This window comes from Devosia sp. BK (assembly GCF_032907385.1).
Taxonomy (GTDB): domain Bacteria; phylum Pseudomonadota; class Alphaproteobacteria; order Rhizobiales; family Devosiaceae; genus Devosia.
The window spans coordinates 1096173-1114143 of record NZ_JAIMBX010000001.1; the positions used below are offsets into that span (position 1 = coordinate 1096173).

The following is a 17971-nucleotide window of genomic DNA, read 5'->3' on the forward strand; positions in this document are numbered from 1 at the left end:
AACGCCGCGAACAGCAGCCATGCCTAGAGCACGCGGATCATCACCGCGCCGATGATCAAAAGAGCGGCACCCGCTACTCGGCCCATGGTAATCTCGCGCACGGCCATGCCCATAAACCCAACCTTGTCGAGCATGAGCCCGGCCATCAGCTGGCCTGCTACCGAGAGCGCCATGACCGCCGCGGCGCCAATCATCGGCGTCAGGGTGATATTGGAGAATACGTAAAACGCGCCGAGCAGACCGCCGGCCACCAATGTCCACTGCGCGGGAGCGGCGAAATTGATCGGCGTCGCCGTCAGATGGCTATAGCCAAACGCCAGTGCCCAGAGCACCACGCCGCCGGCGAGAAACGACACCGCTGCCGCCGCGATCGGCACTTCGAGGGCTCGCCCGAGGCTTGCATTGATCGGTGCCTGCACGGCAATGCAGGCACCCGCAAAGACGCCCATCAGCGCCCAGAGGAGAGTATCCATCTTCAACTTCGAACGTTCCGGTGGCGCTGGACGATAAAAAACTGGCGGCCCCGAAAGACCGCCAGCTTGGCTTATTCTGCGATGTCGGCCGCGACCTTGACCGAGACCATCTTGTCCGGATTGATCACCGGCTCACCGCGCTTGATCTGGTCGACATTTTCCATGCCTTCGATCACCTGGCCCCAGACCGTATACTGGCGGTCGAGGAAGCGAGCGTCCTGGAAGCAGATGAAGAACTGCGAATTGGCGCTGTTCGGATCCTGAGCGCGGGCCATGGAGGCGACGCCACGAACGTGCGGCTCAGCCGAGAATTCCTGCTTGAGGTTCGGATACTGCGAGCCACCCGTGCCGGCACGCGAGGGGCTGAAATCGGGCTTTTCAGAATTGCCGAACTTCACGTCGCCGGTCTGGGCCATGAAGCCGTCGATCACGCGGTGAAAAACCACGCCGTCATAGGCGCCTTCGCGGGCCAGCTTCTTGATGTGATCGACATGGCCGGGAGCCAGGTCTGGACGCATCGCGATAACCACATTGCCCTTGGTCGTTTCGATGACGAGGGTGTTTTCTGGATCGGCGTAATCTGCCATGATTTTCGCTTTCGTTCAAAAGAGGTGGCCCGGATTTAGGCCGAATGGTTGGAGAGCGCAAGGTTTTGAGGCGGGTATTGGGGTCCCCCCCTCCCGGCCTCCCCCATCAAGGGGAGGTGCTATATCGAGTATTTGACTCGATCTCGCCCCACCACCAGCCCAACACCTCCCCCTAGATGGGGGAGGCTGGGAGGGGGTGTCGGCAATCGCCGCTAGTAGCCTCACTTATACTCGATAACAGCCTTCTCGATCTTGTCCGGATTGGCCACGGCGCCATTGGCTTCCTGTGGGCCCTTTTCCAGCGCGTCGACCGCTTCCATGCCGGAGACGACCTTGCCGAAAACCGTATATTGGCCATCGAGGAAGCTCGCATCGGCATAGGTGATGAAGAACTGCGAATTGAACGAGTTCGGGTCCTGCGAGCGGGCGGCGCCGACAACGCCACGCTGGAAGCTCTCGGAATTGAATTCGGCTTCGACGTCCGGCTTGTCCGAACCGCCCATGCCGGCCTGCGACAGGTTGAAGCCCGGCGCGCCGGTCTTGCCATATTGCACGTCGCCGGTCTGAGCCATGAAGCCGTCGATCACGCGGTGAAACACCACGCCGTCATAGGCGCCTTCCTTGGTCAGCTCGATGACGCGCTCGACATGCTTCGGGGCGAGTTCGGGCAGCAGTTCGATATCGACCGTACCGTCTTCGAGCGTCAGGATCAGGTGCGGCTTGCCTTCCTGCGCCATGACAGGCGCGGCGGTCGCAACGAGGGCAGCCAGAGCGAGGCCGGAGAAGAGGCGGCGGGAAATGGTCATCATGATGCTTTCAGGGCCTTGAAGACGATTGGCGGAACGAAGGCGGAAATATCCCCGCCCATCTCGGCGATCTGACGCACCAATGTGGCCGAGATATGCCGCACGGGCGGGCTCGAGGGCAGGAAAACGGTCTGCAGGTCAGGCGCCATCTGCGCGTTCATACCCACCATCTGCATTTCGTAATTGTAGTCTGTGGTGTCGCGCAGGCCGCGAATAATGAGCTTGGCGCCATGTTCGCGGGCCGCATTGACCATCAGGCCCGAAAAATCGACGATCTTGAAAACCGTATTGGTCCGCAGTCCAACCGGCGGCAGCGCCTGCTCCAGAATCGCGAACCGGGCCTCATGGGTAAAAAGCGGGTTCTTCTTGGTGGCGCTGACGCCCACGCCGACCACCAGCGTATCGACCAGCTTGCAGGCGCGCTCGATGACATCGAGATGCCCATTGGTCAGTGGATCGAACGAGCCCGGATAGAATCCAACGAGAGCGTTCATCTGCCCCTCCCTCTTGTTTTCAAATGGTTTTTGTCACGAGGCGCGATGCGTGGCAAGCGCGCGGACCACGAAGCGTTGCCACCGTGCAAAGCGTTGGAGCAAACAATTAGGCCCGCTTCTGCAGCGCGAGCCAGACGCCGCCGAGCATCAGCAGGATGCCGGCGCCACGCGCAACGATACGCACCCGCGCAGCACTCAAGACACCCCGTGCCCGACCGGCGAGCAGGGCATAGACGCTGTCTGTCGAGGCGGCGACAATCATGAAGATCAGCCCCAGTATCATCACCTGCGGAAAAGCCGGGCGCGAGGTATCGACGAACTGCGGCAAGAAGGCCCCGAGGAAAATCAGGACCTTAGGATTTGAAATCAGGACCAGAAACCCTTCTAATGCGATCCGGCCAATCGATTTCCGGCGGTCAGTCTCCGCCACGCCGAGATGCCCATCGCTCAAAAGCATCTTGATCCCAAGCCAGATCAGGTAAGCCGCGCCAATCAATTTAAGCCAATCGAAAGCTGCCCCCATGAAGGCGACCATTGCCTGCATGCCGAGTGCGACGATGATGGTCATCACCAAAAAGCCTGCCTGCGTCCCCGCGATAATCGCGAGCCCCGCCGACGTGCCGCGCGACAGCGAATTGGCGACGATGACTGTCACCGTCGGTCCAGGAACGATCGCGAGCAGAAAGCAGGCGCCGATATAAGGAACAATAATCGCAGGGTCGATCATGACGGCTCTCAAGCAGCATGATCAGCAAGCAAATATCGTGAGAGCTTGCAAGTCCTCCGCAGCGCACTAGGCGCCGGTCCGATCCCTTGGTCAATCGCCGCGGTGCGCGACGAGGGTAATGGCGCCCAGAGCCAGCAGCAGCACACCCCCGACAAGAAACGCCGCCGGCGTTCCCCAATGGCTCGCGATCGCGCTGCCGATCAGTGGCGCGGACAGCATGGTCATGGTGATCACCGCTTCACCCGCCGCAAAGACGCGCGCAATCCGGTCCGGCGGTGCGTCGGTCTGAACGATGGTCCGATAGGGCACAAGCATGAACGCCGTCGCTCCACCCATGAAGCACAGCACCAGGAGAAACGCCGGCAATTGCACGGTCCAGCCCATCATTGCCGAGGCAGCCACTGCCGCGGTCGTCGCCCCTGAAATGACGGCTGCCAATGCCATGGTGGGCATCGGCCGTTTACCGGCCATTTGACCCGCAACGAGTGCCCCCAGCAGCCCACCCAATCCCGCGGCGGAAATCGCGAGGCCAAAGGCGGTTTCGTCGAAGCCAAAGCCTTTGGCCAGAAGCGCGATCAGCGCGTCATAAAGGAAGAAGGCGAAATAGGCGCAGGAGGCAAAGATCAGCGCTACCATCAATCGCCGGCTGCGTCGATATTCGCTGATCCCCTTGAGTGACTCGGTGACGAACCGCCCGCGCTCCTCGGTTGACGATGGCCGCGGCGGCAAAACGAGGGAGACGGCAATCAGCGTCGCCACCAGCGACAGCGCCGCATTGAGCATGAAAATATTCTGCGCTGGCCAGACGACAAGCAGCAGGCCGCCAATCGCCGGGCCAGCGATTTTTGATGTCTGATTGATCGCCTGGTGCAAGCCATTGGCGACGCCGCGCAAATGCTCTGGCGTGCTGGTCTGGATGGCCGCCTGCCGCGCCGGGGTAAAAGCGGAATCAACGCATCCACGGACAAAAACCAGCGCCAGCAGAACCAGCGTGTCGCCCGTGAATGCCAGGCTCAAAGTTGCCAATGCGCGCCCGAGATTGCTGAGGATCAGCACGGTGCGGATCGGCGCGCGATCGACAAACACCGCCACAAATGGCCCTACCAGCACGTAAGGCAGGCTCAGAGCGAGAGCGAAAAGAGCCAGCGCCAACGGCCCCTCGCCCCAAGCATAGACCACCAGCGCAATCACGGCCGCATAATCGAGCCAGTCAGCAAAGTCAGCCGGCACGCTGGCCAGCGCCAGGCGCCGTGCCACCGGCAGTTTCAGAAGCGCGCCGTAAGTGGCTTTTTGACCATCACTCATAACGCACGCTCCAGCTTGGCGCGGAAGAAATCGACATCTTCGGATTGGCTTTGCGGTCGATCAGCCGCCCGAAAAGACAAGGGGCGCCTTGGCGCCCCCGATCCTAGTTCTACGTGGTCTCGGGCGGTGGTGGCGCCTCGCCACCGTCTTCCTCGTCCCCTTCGGGCTCGCTAATGCGCTCGACCGACACGACCTTTTCGCCATCGGCGGTATCAAAGACGATGACGCCCTGGCTGCCGCGGCTGACGATGCGGATCGGCTTGTCGCCGCCCACCGGCAGACGAATGGTCTGGCCGCCATCGCTGATCAGCATGATCTGGTCTTCGTCTTCCACAGGGAAGCTAGCGACCAGATTGCCGTTGCGCTTGTTGACCGCCATGGCGACGATGCCCTTACCGCCACGCCCGGTGATCCGGTATTCGTGGCTCGAGGTGCGCTTGCCATAGCCATTCTCGGAAATGGCGAGGATGAACTGCTCGCTGGCACTCATCGACGCATAGAGTTCCGGCTCAAGCGCACCGGCCACGACATCGGCTTCGTCGGTGCTCGGCTCTTCGGCCTCTGCTTCGCCACGCACGGCGCGGCTCATCTTGAGATAGGCCGCACGCTGCTCGGCATCGGCGTCCGAATGGTTGATCACGGCCATCGAAATGACCTTGTCGCCATCGGCAAGCTGAATGCCGCGCACGCCCATGGAATCGCGGCCCTTGAAAAGACGCACATCGTCGACGCGGAAGCGGATGGCTTGGCCAAGCGCCGTCGTCAGCAGCAGGTCATTGTTGATCGTGCAGGTGTCGACGCCGACGATCTCATCGCCATCGTCGAGCTTCATCGCGATCTTACCGTTCTGGCGCACTTCGACAAAATCGGCGAGCGAGTTACGGCGCACGGTGCCGCGCGTCGTCGCGAACATGATGTCGAGATTGCCCCACGAGGTTTCATCCTCGGGCAGCGGCATGATGGATGTGATGCGCTCGCCCTGCTCAAGCGGCAGGATATTGATCAGCGCCTTACCCTTGGCATTGGCCGCCGAAAGCGGCAGGCGCCAGACCTTGAGCTTGTAAGCAATGCCGCGGCTGGTGAAGAACAGCACCGGCGTATGCGTATTGGCAACGAACAGCCGCGCCACGAAATCTTCTTCACGCGTCGACATACCCGAGCGGCCCTTGCCGCCGCGGTTCTGCGCCCGATAGGTCGAGAGCGGCACGCGCTTGATGTAACCGGCATGGCTGACGGTCACGACCATGTCTTCGCGCGCGATCAGGTCTTCGTCGTCGAAATCGGCGGCATGGTCGCTGATTTCGGTGCGGCGCGGACGGCCGAATTCTTCTCGCACGGCTTCGAGTTCTTCGCGGATGATCGAGCGCACGCGCTCACGCGAACGAAGAATATCGAGATAGTCTTCGATCTCGGCACCAAGGCCATTGAGCTCTTCGCCGATTTCGTCGCGACCGAGAGCGGTCAAACGCGCAAGACGCAGTTCGAGAATGGCGCGGGCCTGTTCTTCCGAAAGGTTGAACGTGCCGTCTTCATTGATGCGGTGGCGCGGATCGTCGATCAGCTTGATCAGCGGCTCGACGTCGGCAGAAGGCCAGCGGCGGGTCATCAACTGCTCGCGCGCCGTGGCCGGATCGGGCGCGGTGCGAATGAGCGCAATGACTTCGTCGATATTGGCCACGGCAACGGCGAGACCGACGAGGATATGGGCGCGATCGCGAGCCTTGTTGAGCAAGAACCGCGCACGACGCGTCACCACTTCCTCACGGAAGGCGATGAAGCAATCGAGAATCTGCTTGAGATTCATCAGCTCCGGCTTGCCGCCATTGAGCGCCACGAAGTTGCAACCGAACGAGGATTGCAGCGCCGTGAAGCGATAGAGCTGGTTCAGCACCACATCGGGCAGCGCATCGCGCTTAACCTCGATGACAACGCGCATGCCTTCGCGGCTCGATTCGTCGCGAAGATCGGCAATGCCTTCGATGCGCTTCTCGCGCACCAGTTCGGCAATGCGTTCGACCATCGTCGCCTTGTTCACCTGATAGGGAATCTCGGTGATGACGATTGCTTCGCGTTCCTTGCGCACTTCCTCGACCGTCGAGCGTCCACGCACGATGATCGAGCCGCGCCCGGTCTCGTAAGCCTGGCGGATGCCTGCGCGACCCAGAATGATGCCGCCCGTCGGGAAATCCGGACCCGGCAAAACCTCGATCAGTTCTTCCGTGGTGATGAACGGATTGTCGAGCACAGCCAGGGCCGCGTTGATCGTCTCTGCGAGATTGTGCGTCGGGATATTGGTCGCCATGCCCACGGCGATGCCGCCGCCGCCATTGACCAGCATATTGGGGAACCGCGCCGGCAGGACGGTCGGCTCGCGCTCGGACCCGTCATAGTTATCGCGATAATCGACAGTGTCCTTATCGAGATCGTCGAGCATGAAGCCCGTGATCTTGCGCATACGGACTTCGGTGTAACGCATGGCCGCCGGCATATCGCCGTCGACCGAGCCGAAATTGCCTTGGCCCTCGACGAGCATTTCGCCCATCGAAAATTCCTGCGCCATACGCACGAGAGCCATATAGACCGCGCTGTCGCCATGCGGGTGGTATTTACCGATAACGTCGCCGACGACACGGGCCGATTTGCGGAACGGCTTGTTATATTCGTAGCCGTTTTCGCTCATCGAGAAGAGAATGCGGCGGTGCACCGGCTTCAACCCGTCGCGCACATCCGGCAGGGCGCGGCTCACGATCACGCTCATCGCGTAGTCGAGATAGCTCTTGCGCATTTCGTCGGTGATGTAGATCGGAGCGATGTCGCCGCTCGCACCTTGAGGCGTATCTGTCACGGGGTGATTCTACGTTGATTCTTGTTCCTCAAATCATAGGCGATCTCGGCGAAAAATGCCAATTTATGGGCATTCGGCTGTGGAGATCGCTTCAGTTCTGGATCAGGCGCAGCAGCGTGCCGTCGAGATCGATCAAAGCCGCGACCGTTCCGCCCCATGGCTCGCGCCGCGGCGGATGAATGCGCGGCCAGCCGGTGCGCGTGTCAGGCAGGTTCGCCGCTCTGCACGCATCATAAAATTGGTCGAGGTCATCGAGCCTCAGACAACAGCTAAACCAGCTCGTTGCCGGATCGAGGTCGGGGTGCGCGAAGAACTCCAGCTGGATTGTGCCACGTTGGAGGATCATCCAACCGTCATCGCGATAGCTGCGCAAAAATCCCAGCGGACGGTAAAAGTCCTCGGTCGCGTCGAAGCTGCGGGATGGCAGGTTGGGCGTGGCGAAATCCATGATGACCTCCGGAAGCGAATGGATCTATGCGCTGTGCAAAGTGTAGAGGCTGTGAACCCGCGTCGAGACTAAAACGTTGGCCCGGCATCGGTAAGTCGAAATTGGAATAGTATGGCAGACACCTATCGCGCCTGGCTTCGCGGCGCACAAACCTGGCAGACGATTGCGGTCATCGACCTGCGCGACACCGACGGCATCGGCAAACGCTTGCAGGCAGCCGGGCTCTCGACCCTCGGCGAAATCGACAAGATGGAGGGCCCCGAGCTTCTCGCGCGGGACGGCATCGGTATCGGCGTGCTCCGCCGCGTGCGACGGATTATCCGCGACTGCAAGGCTGCCGAACGCCAGCGCAAACATGCTGCCGCGCCAGCCCGCCTGCGAAAACTCCGGACTTTTCCGAGCTAAGCGACCTTATCGAACGACACGCGCGATTTCGCGATTGAGGGCATGCTCTGGTTCGCCCACTCGATCAACTGGCCGAATGGCACGATGAGCGAGTGCCCCAGATCAGTCAGCCGATATTCCACCGATGGCGGCTTGGTGTCGAAGACATGGCGCGACACGAGCCCATCGCGTTGCAGATCGCGCAGCGTCTGCGTCAGCATTTTTTGCGAGATATCGGGCACTTCGCGATGCAGTTCGTTGAAACGCTTGGGGCCGCAGGCCAGCGTCATCACCAGCAGCATGCTCCACTTGTCGCCGATCTTGTCGAGCACATCGCGCACCGGGCACGGCCCGCTGAGGTCTGCCGCTGCGCTCCAGCGTTCGATATAGGTCTCGGCCAATCCCGTCGCATTTTGCATGCACTTACCTCAAGGTAATCTTCACCCGAAAAAGTGCCTCCTTTTCAGTCTTTCCTAAAAGACCTAGATAGCACTCTCCTTTCGATACTTACTCTCCTCCATGCATGGGAGCAAGCGGGTCGAAGCAGAGAAATTTATGGAGAATGACATGAGCAAGTTCAGCAACGCGACCCTTCTCGTCACCGGCGCCTCTGGCAATCTGGGCCGCCTCGCGGTCGAAGAACTGCTGGCCCGTGGCGCCACCCGCGTCATCGCCGGCACGCGCGACCCGTCGAAACTTGAAGATTTGGCCGCCAAGGGCGCGGAAATCCGCAAGCTCGACTTTGACGATGCATCGACGCTGTCCACCGCGCTTGCGGGCGTCGAACGCCTTCTCATCGTCAGCACCGATGCCGTCGGTCGCCGCGCCGAGCAGCAGAAGGCAATCATTACCGCCGCCAAAACCGCCGGTGTAAAACACATCGTCTACACCTCTGCGCCAGCCGCGCGCCCCGATGCCGATGCCGGTCTCAACCCCGAGCATTTCTGGACCGAAGTGGAAATCGCCGCCAGCGGCCTCGATTTCACGATCCTGCGCAATCACATGTATGCTGAGAACACGCTGGCCGATGCCGGTCACGTCATTTCCTCGGGCCAGCTCTTCGGCCTCATCGGGGACCGTGGCACGTCCTACGTCACCCGCTCCGATGCCGCCAAGACTGCCGCAGGTGCGCTGCTCGATGCCGAAGGCAAGACGGTCGAAGACGTCACGGGCGCAGCGCCAATCACCAATGTCGAACGTGCGGAACTCTTCGCCAAGCTGACCGGCAAGCCCGTCCAGGTTGTGGCTATCACGCCACCGCAGCTTCAGCAGGGTCTCGTCGCCGCCGGCCTCCCCGAAGGCTTTGCCGGCGCTCTCGTCGCCTTCCAGCGCGACGCCGTCACCGGCCACCATGGCGTCGTTACCGACACGGTGGAACGCTATACCGGCAAGAAGCCGACGACCTTTGCCGATTTCATCACGGCAAACAAAGCCGCCCTCGGCGCATAAGCCCTCTGGCGCGGCCCCACTCTGGCCGCGCCACCCTGCCCGCCCCGCGACCGCTGGACGCACCTTTCAGAACCACATAGAGATTCTGTCAGATCGTCAGCGTGCGGAGTCGGGCCCGTCGTGTCTTCCCCTTCCTGGTTCAAACGTTTTCTGGCCCGCCTGACTTATGATCGTTCCATCGGCTTTGGTCTTGAACAGATCGGGCTGACGACGGTCCGCTATCCGCGCCTCATGGCGCTCGCGGTGCTGATCTTTTCCGTCCTCTGCTTCACTCAGATCCCGCGCGCCAATGTCGATGGCGATCTTCTGCGCGTCTATGCCCATTCGGGCCACTATTACGACGCCTACGAACACCTCTCGGAAACATTCGGCACCTTCGAGAACGACCTCTATATTCTCGTCAATTCGCCCAAGCTCGCCGAGCCCGAGGTGATCGAGCAGGTCCGAAACCTCGCCTTTGAGCTCGAGCTCAATGAATATGCCGTCGGCACCATGTCACCCTTCACGCTGCGCAAGCCATCGCCCGGCGGCGGCTCCGTCCCGGCCGTGCCCGAAGGTCTGCAGACGGCCGACGAGGTTGCCTTCGCCCTCATGGATCTGCAGCAAAACGATCCGATGATGCGCAATCTCATCACGCCCGATCTCGATGGCGTGGTGATGATCATGTTCCCCAATCAGGATCTGGTCAAAGAGCGCGGCGCCAAGGCGATGATCGAGAACCTGCGCGCCACGATCGCGCCGTTCCAGAACGCTGACCTCTCGATCGAGATCACCGGCCCACCGGTCTGGACCACGGAAATGCTCAATGCCGCCGTGGACGATCAGGTCAAGTTTACCGTCTACGGCTTCGCCCTTGGCTCCATCATTGCCCTTCTCGCCCTCCGCTCCATTGCTGGCGCGCTGATCGTCGCCGCCACGCCGTTCCTCGCGGTTATGTGGTCTATGGGCATGATCCTTCTCTTCTTCGGCTCCTTCTCCTTCCTCACCATCATCGTCACGACGCTGGTGCTGGTGATCTCCTTTGCCGAGTCGATGTTCTTCACCTTCAATTGGCTCGCCTATTGGCGCGACGGCATGGAGCCCAACAAGGCGGTCGATGCGACCATCAAGCTCGTTGGTCCCGCCACGGCCCTGACCATGCTCATTTCCATGGTCAGCTTCGCCTCGCTCTCCCTAACGCCGGGCCAAGGCGTGCGTGAATTCTCCATGGCTGGCGCCATGGGCTCCTTCCTGCTCTTTGCCTGCTCGATGACCTTCCAACCGCTGCTGCTCAAGCTCGCCATCCGCATGGGTTTCAAGGCGCCGCCGAAGTCGAGCGTGGTGCTCACGGCTCCCCTGCCCCTGTCCTGGTTCCTCGCCAGCCGATTTGGCCGGCCGATCGCCATTGCCGGCATCGTCGCCACCGGCCTGTTGCTGATCCCCTATTTCCTCATCCAGCCGGGATTTTCCTTCGAGGATTTCGTTGCCAACGAATCGACCGCCCTCACCGCGGCCGAAAACATCGATGAGGGCGTCGGCGGCGTCGCCCCGCTCTACATTCGCGTGCCCCTGATCGAGCACAACCCGGATGTCGGCGAGGTCGATTTCGCGCGTATCCAGGTTGTGCACGACATCCTCGAAAAGGAGCTCGGCGAGAACAAGGTTATTTCCGCTGCGAGCATGTCCAATTACACGGACGCCGGCTTCACCCGCGGCGAGGTGCTCGAGGCCGTCGGTCCCTTTATGCGGCGGCGCTTCGTTACCGATGACGGCTCGCAGGCCCTCGTTACCGGTTTCATGCCCACCATCATCGAAAGCGACAAGCTCAAGGATCTCGTGGCCCGCGTCGAAAGCGAACTCGTCTCGGCTGGTATTACCGATGCCGAAGTCGGCGGCTTCCGTGTGCTCACGACCTTTGCGACCGACAATATCGTCCGCGGTCTACAGCTTGACCTGACGCTCAGCGTCCTCGTCAATCTCGCGCTGATCGGCTTTGCCTTCCAATCTTTTCGGGTCGCATTGGCTTCTGCGATCCCCAATCTCTTTCCCATTCTAGGAACAGAGGCTTGGCTCTGGTGGTCTGGCTCTGGTCTTCAACTTACCACCGTCATTGCCCTTACCATCGCTTTCGGCATCGCGGTCGACGACACGGTGCATTTCCTGTCCCACTATCTCCACGGGCGCCGCGAGGAAGGCCGCACCCATGAGGACGCGGTGCAGCACACCCTCCTCCGCATCGGCGGCGCTATTGTCGCGACCACCATCATTCTCTGCGCCGGCACGGCGATCATCATGTTCTCCGAGCTGCCACAGGTTGCCCTGTTCGGCTCGCTCTTTGTCGTCACGCTGGCCCTTGCCATCCTCGGCGATCTCTTCATCCTTCCCGCCCTGCTGATGGCCGGTGGCAAGTTCTTCCACCCCCTCGGCAAGATCCGCGTTCGCACGGCCGATCACGACGCCACTCCAGACGATCCGACTGGCGATACGGTCACAGGTGAAGGCGGAACTGAAGGGGAAGCCCCTCGTCCCGCTTGAGGCCCGTTCTCGCTCTCGAAAAGCCGTGGCATAACCATAACCACGCCGATTCTGGCTCTGTTCTTTGATCCGTCGATAACCAGCCCGGGCGCTCGTTGTGACATCTGGAGGCCTTGCACCATGACCCGTTTTGGACCCGTTCCGCGCGCCCTCGCTTTTGCTGCCGCCGTGTTTTCGACTGGCTTTGCCGCGGCGCCCGCCTATGCAGGCCCGGCGGAAGTGGCGCTACTCAAATCCTATATCGGTGAATGGCGCGGCCGCGGCACGCTGGTCGGCGCCGCCACCGAATCCGTCGTCTGCCGCCTCTCACTGACCCAGGGCAATCAGGACAAAATCAACTATAGCGGCCGCTGCACTCTCGCCGGCACCAATCTCTCCGTCGCCGGCACCATCGCCTATGTAGACGCTTCGCGCCGCTACGAAGCGGCCATGACCTCCAACGCCACCTTCTCCGGCATCGCCGTCGGCCAAAAACGCGGCGGTGGCCTCGTCTTCAACCTCCGCGAACGCACCCCCGACGAAGAGGGCAAGGAGATGAACATCTCCTCTCAAATCGCCCTCAACGACGACTCCATGAGCGTGTCCTTCGAAGTCGTCTACGTCGAATCCGGCGACAGCCTGACAGCGCAAGTGCCGTTCACGCGGTAAGGGTTGGCACTGCGGGAGCTTGCGCGGGGTATGGACATGAAAACGGCAATGCTGTCGCTCGAGACAAGAGATTTCGCTTCCGCGGAACTGACGTTGCAATAGTTGCTAGTTCTTGCCGCAGGGTGCCGCCAACGGTCAAAATGATGCGGCGGATGCGAGCAGTTGAGGTTCAAAGCCAAGCAAGCACAAGAGGTTAGCCACCTCCAGTGTATTCACCCCACCCACCGCTCTTCCCTCGGGCTTGACCCGAGCAACTGTGTTGTTGGTTCAGGTTTTGAAGGGCGTTTGGTCTCTCAGAACGGCATTGGCGATGACAAGGATTTTTCGCGCAATAGCGATGAGGGCGAGCTTTTTGGGTTTGCCGGCGGCGGTGAGGGTTCGGAAGAACTGACCAAGCAGGCCAGTGCTGCGGCACGCGGTGAGGGCCGCCATGTAGAGAGCAACCCGCACACGAGGACGTCCGCCACGGATGCTGCGCTTGCCGCGGAACAGGCCGCTGTCATTGTTGAAGGGGGCCAGACCTGCCAGCGCAGCGATGGTCTTGGGCGAGCGATGGCCGGCCTCCGGCAGGAAGGACAGCAGCGTGGTGGCGGTGACCAGGCCGATGCCAGGGATGGACCACAGGAGGCGCTGGGCCTGTGCAAGCTCGTCGGTCGCCGCGATCAGCGCGGCGATCCGGCTGTCGAAGACAGCGATGCGGCTGGTGAGCAGCTCGATATGGGCGGAGATGTCGGTCAGGATTTCGGGTTCCGCCATCTCCTGTTGGCGGGTCAATTCGCCCCGGCGCATGTCAACCAATTGATCCCGGCGTCGCGCCAACTCGCCTAAAAGTCGGCGCCTCTCGTCGGCGGCGGCCTGGGGATGTGGCCGTAAAGCCTGCGCCATCCGGGCCAACATCTGCGCATCGACCTTATCGGTCTTGGCCAACTGCCCGGTGGCCCGGGCAAAGGCCCGCGCCTGTGCCGGATTAACCCGACAGAATGCTATTTCGGCTTGCTCCAGAGCGCGGCGCAGCTTGCCGTCGTAGCGGCCCGTCGCTTCGAACAGCACCAGCTCGGGCCGGCTCAGCCCGGCCAACCAGTCCGCAAGAGCTGCCTCGGTATTGGCGATGGAGAACTCCCGACCGGCAAATATCTCCAGCGTGTATTTGCCCACGTCGATTCCGATAAAGTCCGATGCTATGATCATCGTGCCTGTCCTTGTACTGCGAGGTCCGCCGCCAGCGGCCTCGATCAACTGTTCAGGATGGTGACAAAACCGGGAGGGGATCACACTCGGGTACGGTCTGATGACCAAGGGCCAATCGATCGCCCTCCCGGAACCAATCTCGCACACTTTCAACAGACAAGGGCCACTCGCCCACCCACAAAAGCATCTGCCTCGCGCAGTGTCCCTCGGGTCGAGCCCGAGGGAAGGACGAAGATTGGGGAGGCCCAGAAATTCCCAAGGCATTGAAGGGAAACGGCGCCTATACTGCTAGGTTGTGCGGCATCCAGCAAGTTGCAGTCCGCCTTCACCAAAGTTCCCCCCTACACATCTCCGCTGGGCACCCGGCAAATCCGGCGCTAAACCACACCCATGCGAGCCCTCATTCAACGCGTCCTGTCCGCCTCCGTTACCGTCGATGGTGCCATCACCGGCGAGATCGGCCCGGGCGTGCTCGTCCTGATCTGCGCCATGCAGGAGGACACCGAGCAAAAGTCCTCCTGGCTGGCGCAAAAGATCGCAAAACTCCGCATCTTCCAGGACGATGACGGCCGCATGAACCGCTCGCTGCTTGACATCGGCGGCAGCGCTCTCGTCGTCAGCCAGTTCACCCTCGCCGCCGATACCAAGGGCAATCGACCCGGCTTTTCGCGCGCCGCTCCACCCGAGCGCGGCCAAACGCTTTACACGCATTTCTCCGAGGCGCTCGCTGCAACCGGCGTCCCTATTGCCAATGGCATCTTCGGCGCCGACATGAAGGTCGCGCTGGTCAATGATGGTCCGGTGACGATCTGGCTGGATACCGATAACTCATGAGCGAACCGCAATCGGCCCTGGCCAAGACGCGCACCATGCGGGCGGTCTATCTCGCCCTCGGCCTCCTCATGACCGCTCTAGGCATCATCGGCGCCTTCCTGCCGCTTATGCCAACCACGATCTTTCTGATCCTTGCCGCCTGGTGTTTCTCCAAATCCTCGCGCCGGCTGGAAACCTGGCTCCTCTGCCACCCCATCCTCGGCCCCACCATCACCAATTGGCGCACTCATGGCGTCATCGCTCCGCGCGCAAAAGCCTTGGCCTGCTCCGGCATGGCGCTCGGCTATTTGCTCTTCTGGGTCAGTGCCCATCCCGGCCCATGGCTCGCGCTGCTCGTCGCGGTCGTCCTTGGCGCCTGCGCTGCCTATGTGCTGTCGCGCCCCTCTGCCCCGTCAGCCTAACCAACAAAAAGGGCCGCCGAAGCGACCCTTTTGATCAAAATCCTCAGAATGGGATGTCGTCGTCAAGACCGCCGGATTCAAAAGCCGGCGCGTTGGACGAGGGACGACGTGCGCCACCACCACCGCCGGAATTGCTGACGCCGCGGAAGCCGCCATCATTGCCGCCATAGCCACCGCCGCCACCTTCATTTGCACCGGCGCCGGCGCCATCGCCGCGGCCATCGAGCAGTACCATGGAGGCGTTAAATCCCTGAAGCACGATCTCGGTCGAATACTTGTCCTGGCCGGATTGGTCCTGCCATTTGCGCGTCTGGAGCTGGCCTTCGAGATAGACCTTGCTACCCTTGCGCAGATATTGCTCGGCGACCTTGGCAAGACCTTCCGAGAAGATCACCACGCGGTGCCATTCGGTCTTTTCGCGCTGCTCACCGCTATTGCGGTCGCGCCAGCGTTCGGATGTCGCGATCGACAGGTTCACCACCTTGCCGCCGCTCGGCAGGGTCCGCACCTCGGGCTCATTGCCGAGATTGCCCACCAGAATGACTTTATTCACGCTGCCAGCCATGGCGCATTTCCTTCCAATTCAGTCCCGGTCTGCAAGGTCGCGGGACGCTTCTGTGATCGAGCGCGGAGTGAGCCGCCTCTTGCGCAGCCTCCCGCTCGTCCGCGCACTTTAGCCCGTCTCGCGTCAGAGCAGGCGCAAATCTGCCGGATGCTCACACCTTTGCATTTTGTTCACTTTATGTTCTTGTTCGTTGCGAGTCAATCGCCCATTGCGGTTGGCTGCCTTACCCTTCGCCTCATTCTCGCCAAAGCCACCGGTTCGTCTGGCGCCGTGTCGAAAAGAGCGGATTTCGCGCCATGAAACAGCCCCTCCTGCCGTCTGTCATTCTCGCCTTTGGTCTCCTAGCCGCGCTGCCAGCGCATGCCGAGGAGATGAAACTCGGCTCGATCACCTTCGAATCGCCCGACGGCTGGGAGCTGCAGAAAAACACCGAAGGCATCCTGCTCACCAAGAAATTTCCCAAGACCGAGGACGATGATTTCGCCGCGGCGATGATCCAGCTCGTCGGTGCCAAGGCCGGCCCCGCCCAGCTTGATGCGAATGTCGCGGAGATGGTCAGTTGGGTCGACGGAATGACCGAAGAAGACCCGATGACCGACAGCGCCGGCACCACGCTCAATGGCCACGCGATCAAGGTCGAATATCGCTGCTGTGGGTATCAGGATGACATTTCGCTCGGCCAGACCATTGCTGGTATTGCGAGTGAGGACGAACAGCTTCTGGCCGGCCTCATCTTCATGAACACCCGCAGCGATCATGAAGATGAGGCCGAGGACGCCTTCGAAGCCCTCGTCCGCTCCGTGCGTTTTGCCGGCGATGAAGACAAGGGTCTTGAGCCTCAGTCCGGCGATGGCGGCCTCGAAGGGGTTTTTACCCACCTCAGCACCGGTCTCATGCCCAACGCCTTTGGCGGCCTCGATTTCACCTCGGATAGTGAGATCATGGTCTTCGACAAGGCAGGCTTGTTTAGCACCGAACTGCCCGCCGGCACGGATCTGTCCGCCTGGTGCGCAGAGAATCCCACCGATTGCGGGACCTATAAAGTCACCGGCGGCGGCTGGTTCGGCGGCGAGCGCAAAATCGAAATGCGCTCCATGCTCAACGATTTCGGCGTCGTCAAAACCGAAACCATGCCGCTCGAAAAATCCGGCGACGATCTCAAGATCGACAAGGGCGATTATTTCCGCCTGCCCGAGTTCGACACCGGCACGCGCTTCGACGGCTCCTGGACCTACACCTGGGCCTCGAGCGGCATGACGGCGACCAGCTCCGGCAGCGTTGCGGTCCAGCGTACTGTCAAATTCACCCCCGATGGCAAATTCACCCGCGATGGCTGGAGCGGCGGATCGTCCAGTTCGGATATGGGTGGCGTCACCGTCTCCAGCGATCGCCCGGCAAGTTCGGGCACTTACGAAGTCGCCGGCTACGAACTCACCCTTAAGGGTGACGACGGCAAGACCGAAACGCTCTCGATTTTCGCGCCTGACCGGGACTCGACGGATCTTCTCGTCATCGATGGCGGCAATTATCTGAAGGACGATTGAGCCCCTCCTGACAAACCCTGTCAGCACGCCTCATCCATTCCCCTTTCAGCACCGGGGAGCATCATGGATTACGCGCAGGCGCTGTGGCTTTATACGATCCTTGTCTTCGGCATCATCGTTGTGCCGGGCATGGATATGTTTTTCATCCTCGCCAATGCGCTGACGGGCGGCCGCTCCATGGGCTTTGCCGCCCTTGCCGGCGTCATGCTCGGCGGCGCGGTCCACGCCCTATTCGGTACACTTGCCGTCGGGGTCCTGACGCACCTCCCCACCATCCTTTTCCAGGCGATGATCCTCGCTGGCGCAGCCTATATGGCATGGATCGGATACACGCTTCTGCGCAGCGCCATCACGGTCGATGGCATTGGCCGCGCGACGACCCGTTCGGAAGGCGCCGCTTTTCGTCAGGGCCTCATCACCTGTCTCATCAATCCAAAAGCCTATCTCTTCGTGCTGGCCGTCTTCCCGCAGTTCGTGCGGGCTGAATTCGGCCCCGTCTGGTCCCAGGCCCTCGCCCTCGGCATTATCACGGTTGCCATGCAAGGCGCGGTCTATGGCTCACTGGCTTTGGCTGCCGGCCGCGGACGTGATGCGCTTGTTGGCAACCCGGCGGCCACTATCTGGATTGGAAGAGGTGCCGGCGCGCTCTTCCTCGCCGTTGCTGTTTTCACCGCCTGGCATGGACTGACCATGACCTCGACCTCTTGACGGACTCTAGCCTGTTCTGCAAATGTTCATGACGAACGACACTGTTTTGGG

19 protein-coding genes are annotated in these 17971 nt (G+C 61.3%); 8 read left to right on the plus strand and 11 right to left on the minus strand.

The features are described 5' to 3' along the window. Positions 1-23: 23 nt before the first annotated feature. From DevBK_RS05335 to DevBK_RS05370, 8 genes are all read right to left on the minus strand, one after another. A complete protein-coding gene (locus DevBK_RS05335) occupies positions 24-473 on the minus strand; it encodes a DMT family transporter (RefSeq protein ID WP_317184713.1) in 450 nt (149 codons plus the stop codon). A 71-nt stretch (positions 474-544) separates the two neighbouring features. Beyond that, a complete protein-coding gene (locus DevBK_RS05340; RefSeq protein WP_317184714.1) occupies positions 545-1060 on the minus strand; it encodes a peptidylprolyl isomerase in 516 nt (171 codons plus the stop codon). A gap of 221 nt (positions 1061-1281) precedes the next feature. After that, positions 1282-1866 (minus strand): peptidylprolyl isomerase, encoded by a 585-nt coding sequence (locus DevBK_RS05345; protein ID WP_410494062.1) that lies wholly within the window; start codon positions 1864-1866, stop codon positions 1282-1284. After that, the gene (coaD, locus tag DevBK_RS05350) at positions 1866-2360 is read right to left on the minus strand and encodes a pantetheine-phosphate adenylyltransferase (protein WP_317184715.1); all 495 of its coding nucleotides are present in this window, start codon (positions 2358-2360) and stop codon (positions 1866-1868) included. Before coaD ends, DevBK_RS05345 begins: the two co-directional genes overlap by 1 nt. 106 nt (positions 2361-2466) lie before the next feature. Then, complete coding sequence (locus DevBK_RS05355) at positions 2467-3087, minus strand: LysE family translocator (RefSeq protein ID WP_317184716.1); 621 nt, start codon at positions 3085-3087, stop codon at positions 2467-2469. Between the two features lie 90 nt (positions 3088-3177). Further along, positions 3178-4392: an MFS transporter gene (locus tag DevBK_RS05360; protein WP_317184717.1), complete on the minus strand. Its 1215-nt coding sequence runs from the start codon at positions 4390-4392 to the stop codon at positions 3178-3180. 109 nt (positions 4393-4501) lie between these two features. Beyond that, positions 4502-7177 carry a DNA gyrase subunit A gene (gene gyrA / locus DevBK_RS05365; RefSeq protein WP_410494063.1) on the minus strand — a complete coding sequence of 892 codons (2676 nt, stop codon included), beginning with the start codon at positions 7175-7177 and terminating at the stop codon, positions 4502-4504. Positions 7178-7328: 151 nt separating this feature from the next. Continuing rightward, entirely contained in the window at positions 7329-7688 is a 360-nt protein-coding gene (locus DevBK_RS05370; RefSeq protein ID WP_061907373.1) for a bleomycin resistance protein, read from the minus strand. A 108-nt stretch (positions 7689-7796) separates the two neighbouring features. On the opposite strand from DevBK_RS05370, the gene DevBK_RS05375 reads away from it, so the two are divergent. Continuing rightward, a complete protein-coding gene (locus DevBK_RS05375; RefSeq protein ID WP_061907374.1) occupies positions 7797-8090 on the plus strand; it encodes a hypothetical protein in 294 nt (97 codons plus the stop codon). Here the strand turns inward: DevBK_RS05375 and DevBK_RS05380 are convergent. Continuing rightward, positions 8087-8488, minus strand: coding sequence for a winged helix-turn-helix transcriptional regulator (locus DevBK_RS05380; protein WP_061907375.1), 402 nt, complete (start codon positions 8486-8488; stop codon positions 8087-8089). The two genes, DevBK_RS05375 and DevBK_RS05380, sit on opposite strands and share 4 nt — an antisense overlap. A gap of 148 nt (positions 8489-8636) precedes the next feature. Here DevBK_RS05380 and DevBK_RS05385 point away from each other — a divergent pair, with 148 nt between their 5' ends. From DevBK_RS05385 to DevBK_RS05395, 3 genes are all read left to right on the plus strand, one after another. Next, on the plus strand, positions 8637-9518 hold the full coding sequence (locus DevBK_RS05385; RefSeq protein WP_061907376.1) for an SDR family oxidoreductase: 882 nt from the start codon (positions 8637-8639) through the stop codon (positions 9516-9518). Between the two features lie 120 nt (positions 9519-9638). Next, positions 9639-12032, plus strand: coding sequence for an efflux RND transporter permease subunit (locus DevBK_RS05390; protein WP_317184719.1), 2394 nt, complete (start codon positions 9639-9641; stop codon positions 12030-12032). 120 nt (positions 12033-12152) lie between these two features. Continuing rightward, positions 12153-12680, plus strand: coding sequence for a hypothetical protein (locus DevBK_RS05395; protein ID WP_317184720.1), 528 nt, complete (start codon positions 12153-12155; stop codon positions 12678-12680). Positions 12681-12947: 267 nt separating this feature from the next. On the opposite strand, the gene DevBK_RS05400 is transcribed toward DevBK_RS05395, so the two are convergent. After that, positions 12948-13868 carry an IS110 family transposase gene (locus DevBK_RS05400; RefSeq protein ID WP_317184721.1) on the minus strand — a complete coding sequence of 307 codons (921 nt, stop codon included), beginning with the start codon at positions 13866-13868 and terminating at the stop codon, positions 12948-12950. A 390-nt stretch (positions 13869-14258) separates the two neighbouring features. Here DevBK_RS05400 and dtd point away from each other — a divergent pair, with 390 nt between their 5' ends. After that, positions 14259-14702 carry a D-aminoacyl-tRNA deacylase gene (gene dtd, locus DevBK_RS05405; protein WP_317184722.1) on the plus strand — a complete coding sequence of 148 codons (444 nt, stop codon included), beginning with the start codon at positions 14259-14261 and terminating at the stop codon, positions 14700-14702. Further along, positions 14699-15103: a YbaN family protein gene (locus DevBK_RS05410; RefSeq protein WP_317184723.1), complete on the plus strand. Its 405-nt coding sequence runs from the start codon at positions 14699-14701 to the stop codon at positions 15101-15103. Before dtd ends, DevBK_RS05410 begins: the two co-directional genes overlap by 4 nt. 43 nt (positions 15104-15146) lie before the next feature. Here DevBK_RS05410 and ssb read toward each other — a convergent pair whose 3' ends face one another. After that, positions 15147-15668, minus strand: coding sequence for a single-stranded DNA-binding protein (gene ssb / locus DevBK_RS05415; protein WP_061907444.1), 522 nt, complete (start codon positions 15666-15668; stop codon positions 15147-15149). A gap of 296 nt (positions 15669-15964) precedes the next feature. Here ssb and DevBK_RS05420 point away from each other — a divergent pair, with 296 nt between their 5' ends. Both DevBK_RS05420 and DevBK_RS05425 read left to right on the plus strand, forming a co-directional pair. Next, complete coding sequence (locus tag DevBK_RS05420; protein WP_317184724.1) at positions 15965-17212, plus strand: hypothetical protein; 1248 nt, start codon at positions 15965-15967, stop codon at positions 17210-17212. Positions 17213-17275: 63 nt separating this feature from the next. Further along, positions 17276-17920, plus strand: a complete 645-nt coding sequence (locus DevBK_RS05425) for a LysE family translocator (RefSeq protein WP_317184725.1) — start codon at positions 17276-17278, stop codon at positions 17918-17920. Positions 17921-17971 lie beyond the last annotated feature (51 nt).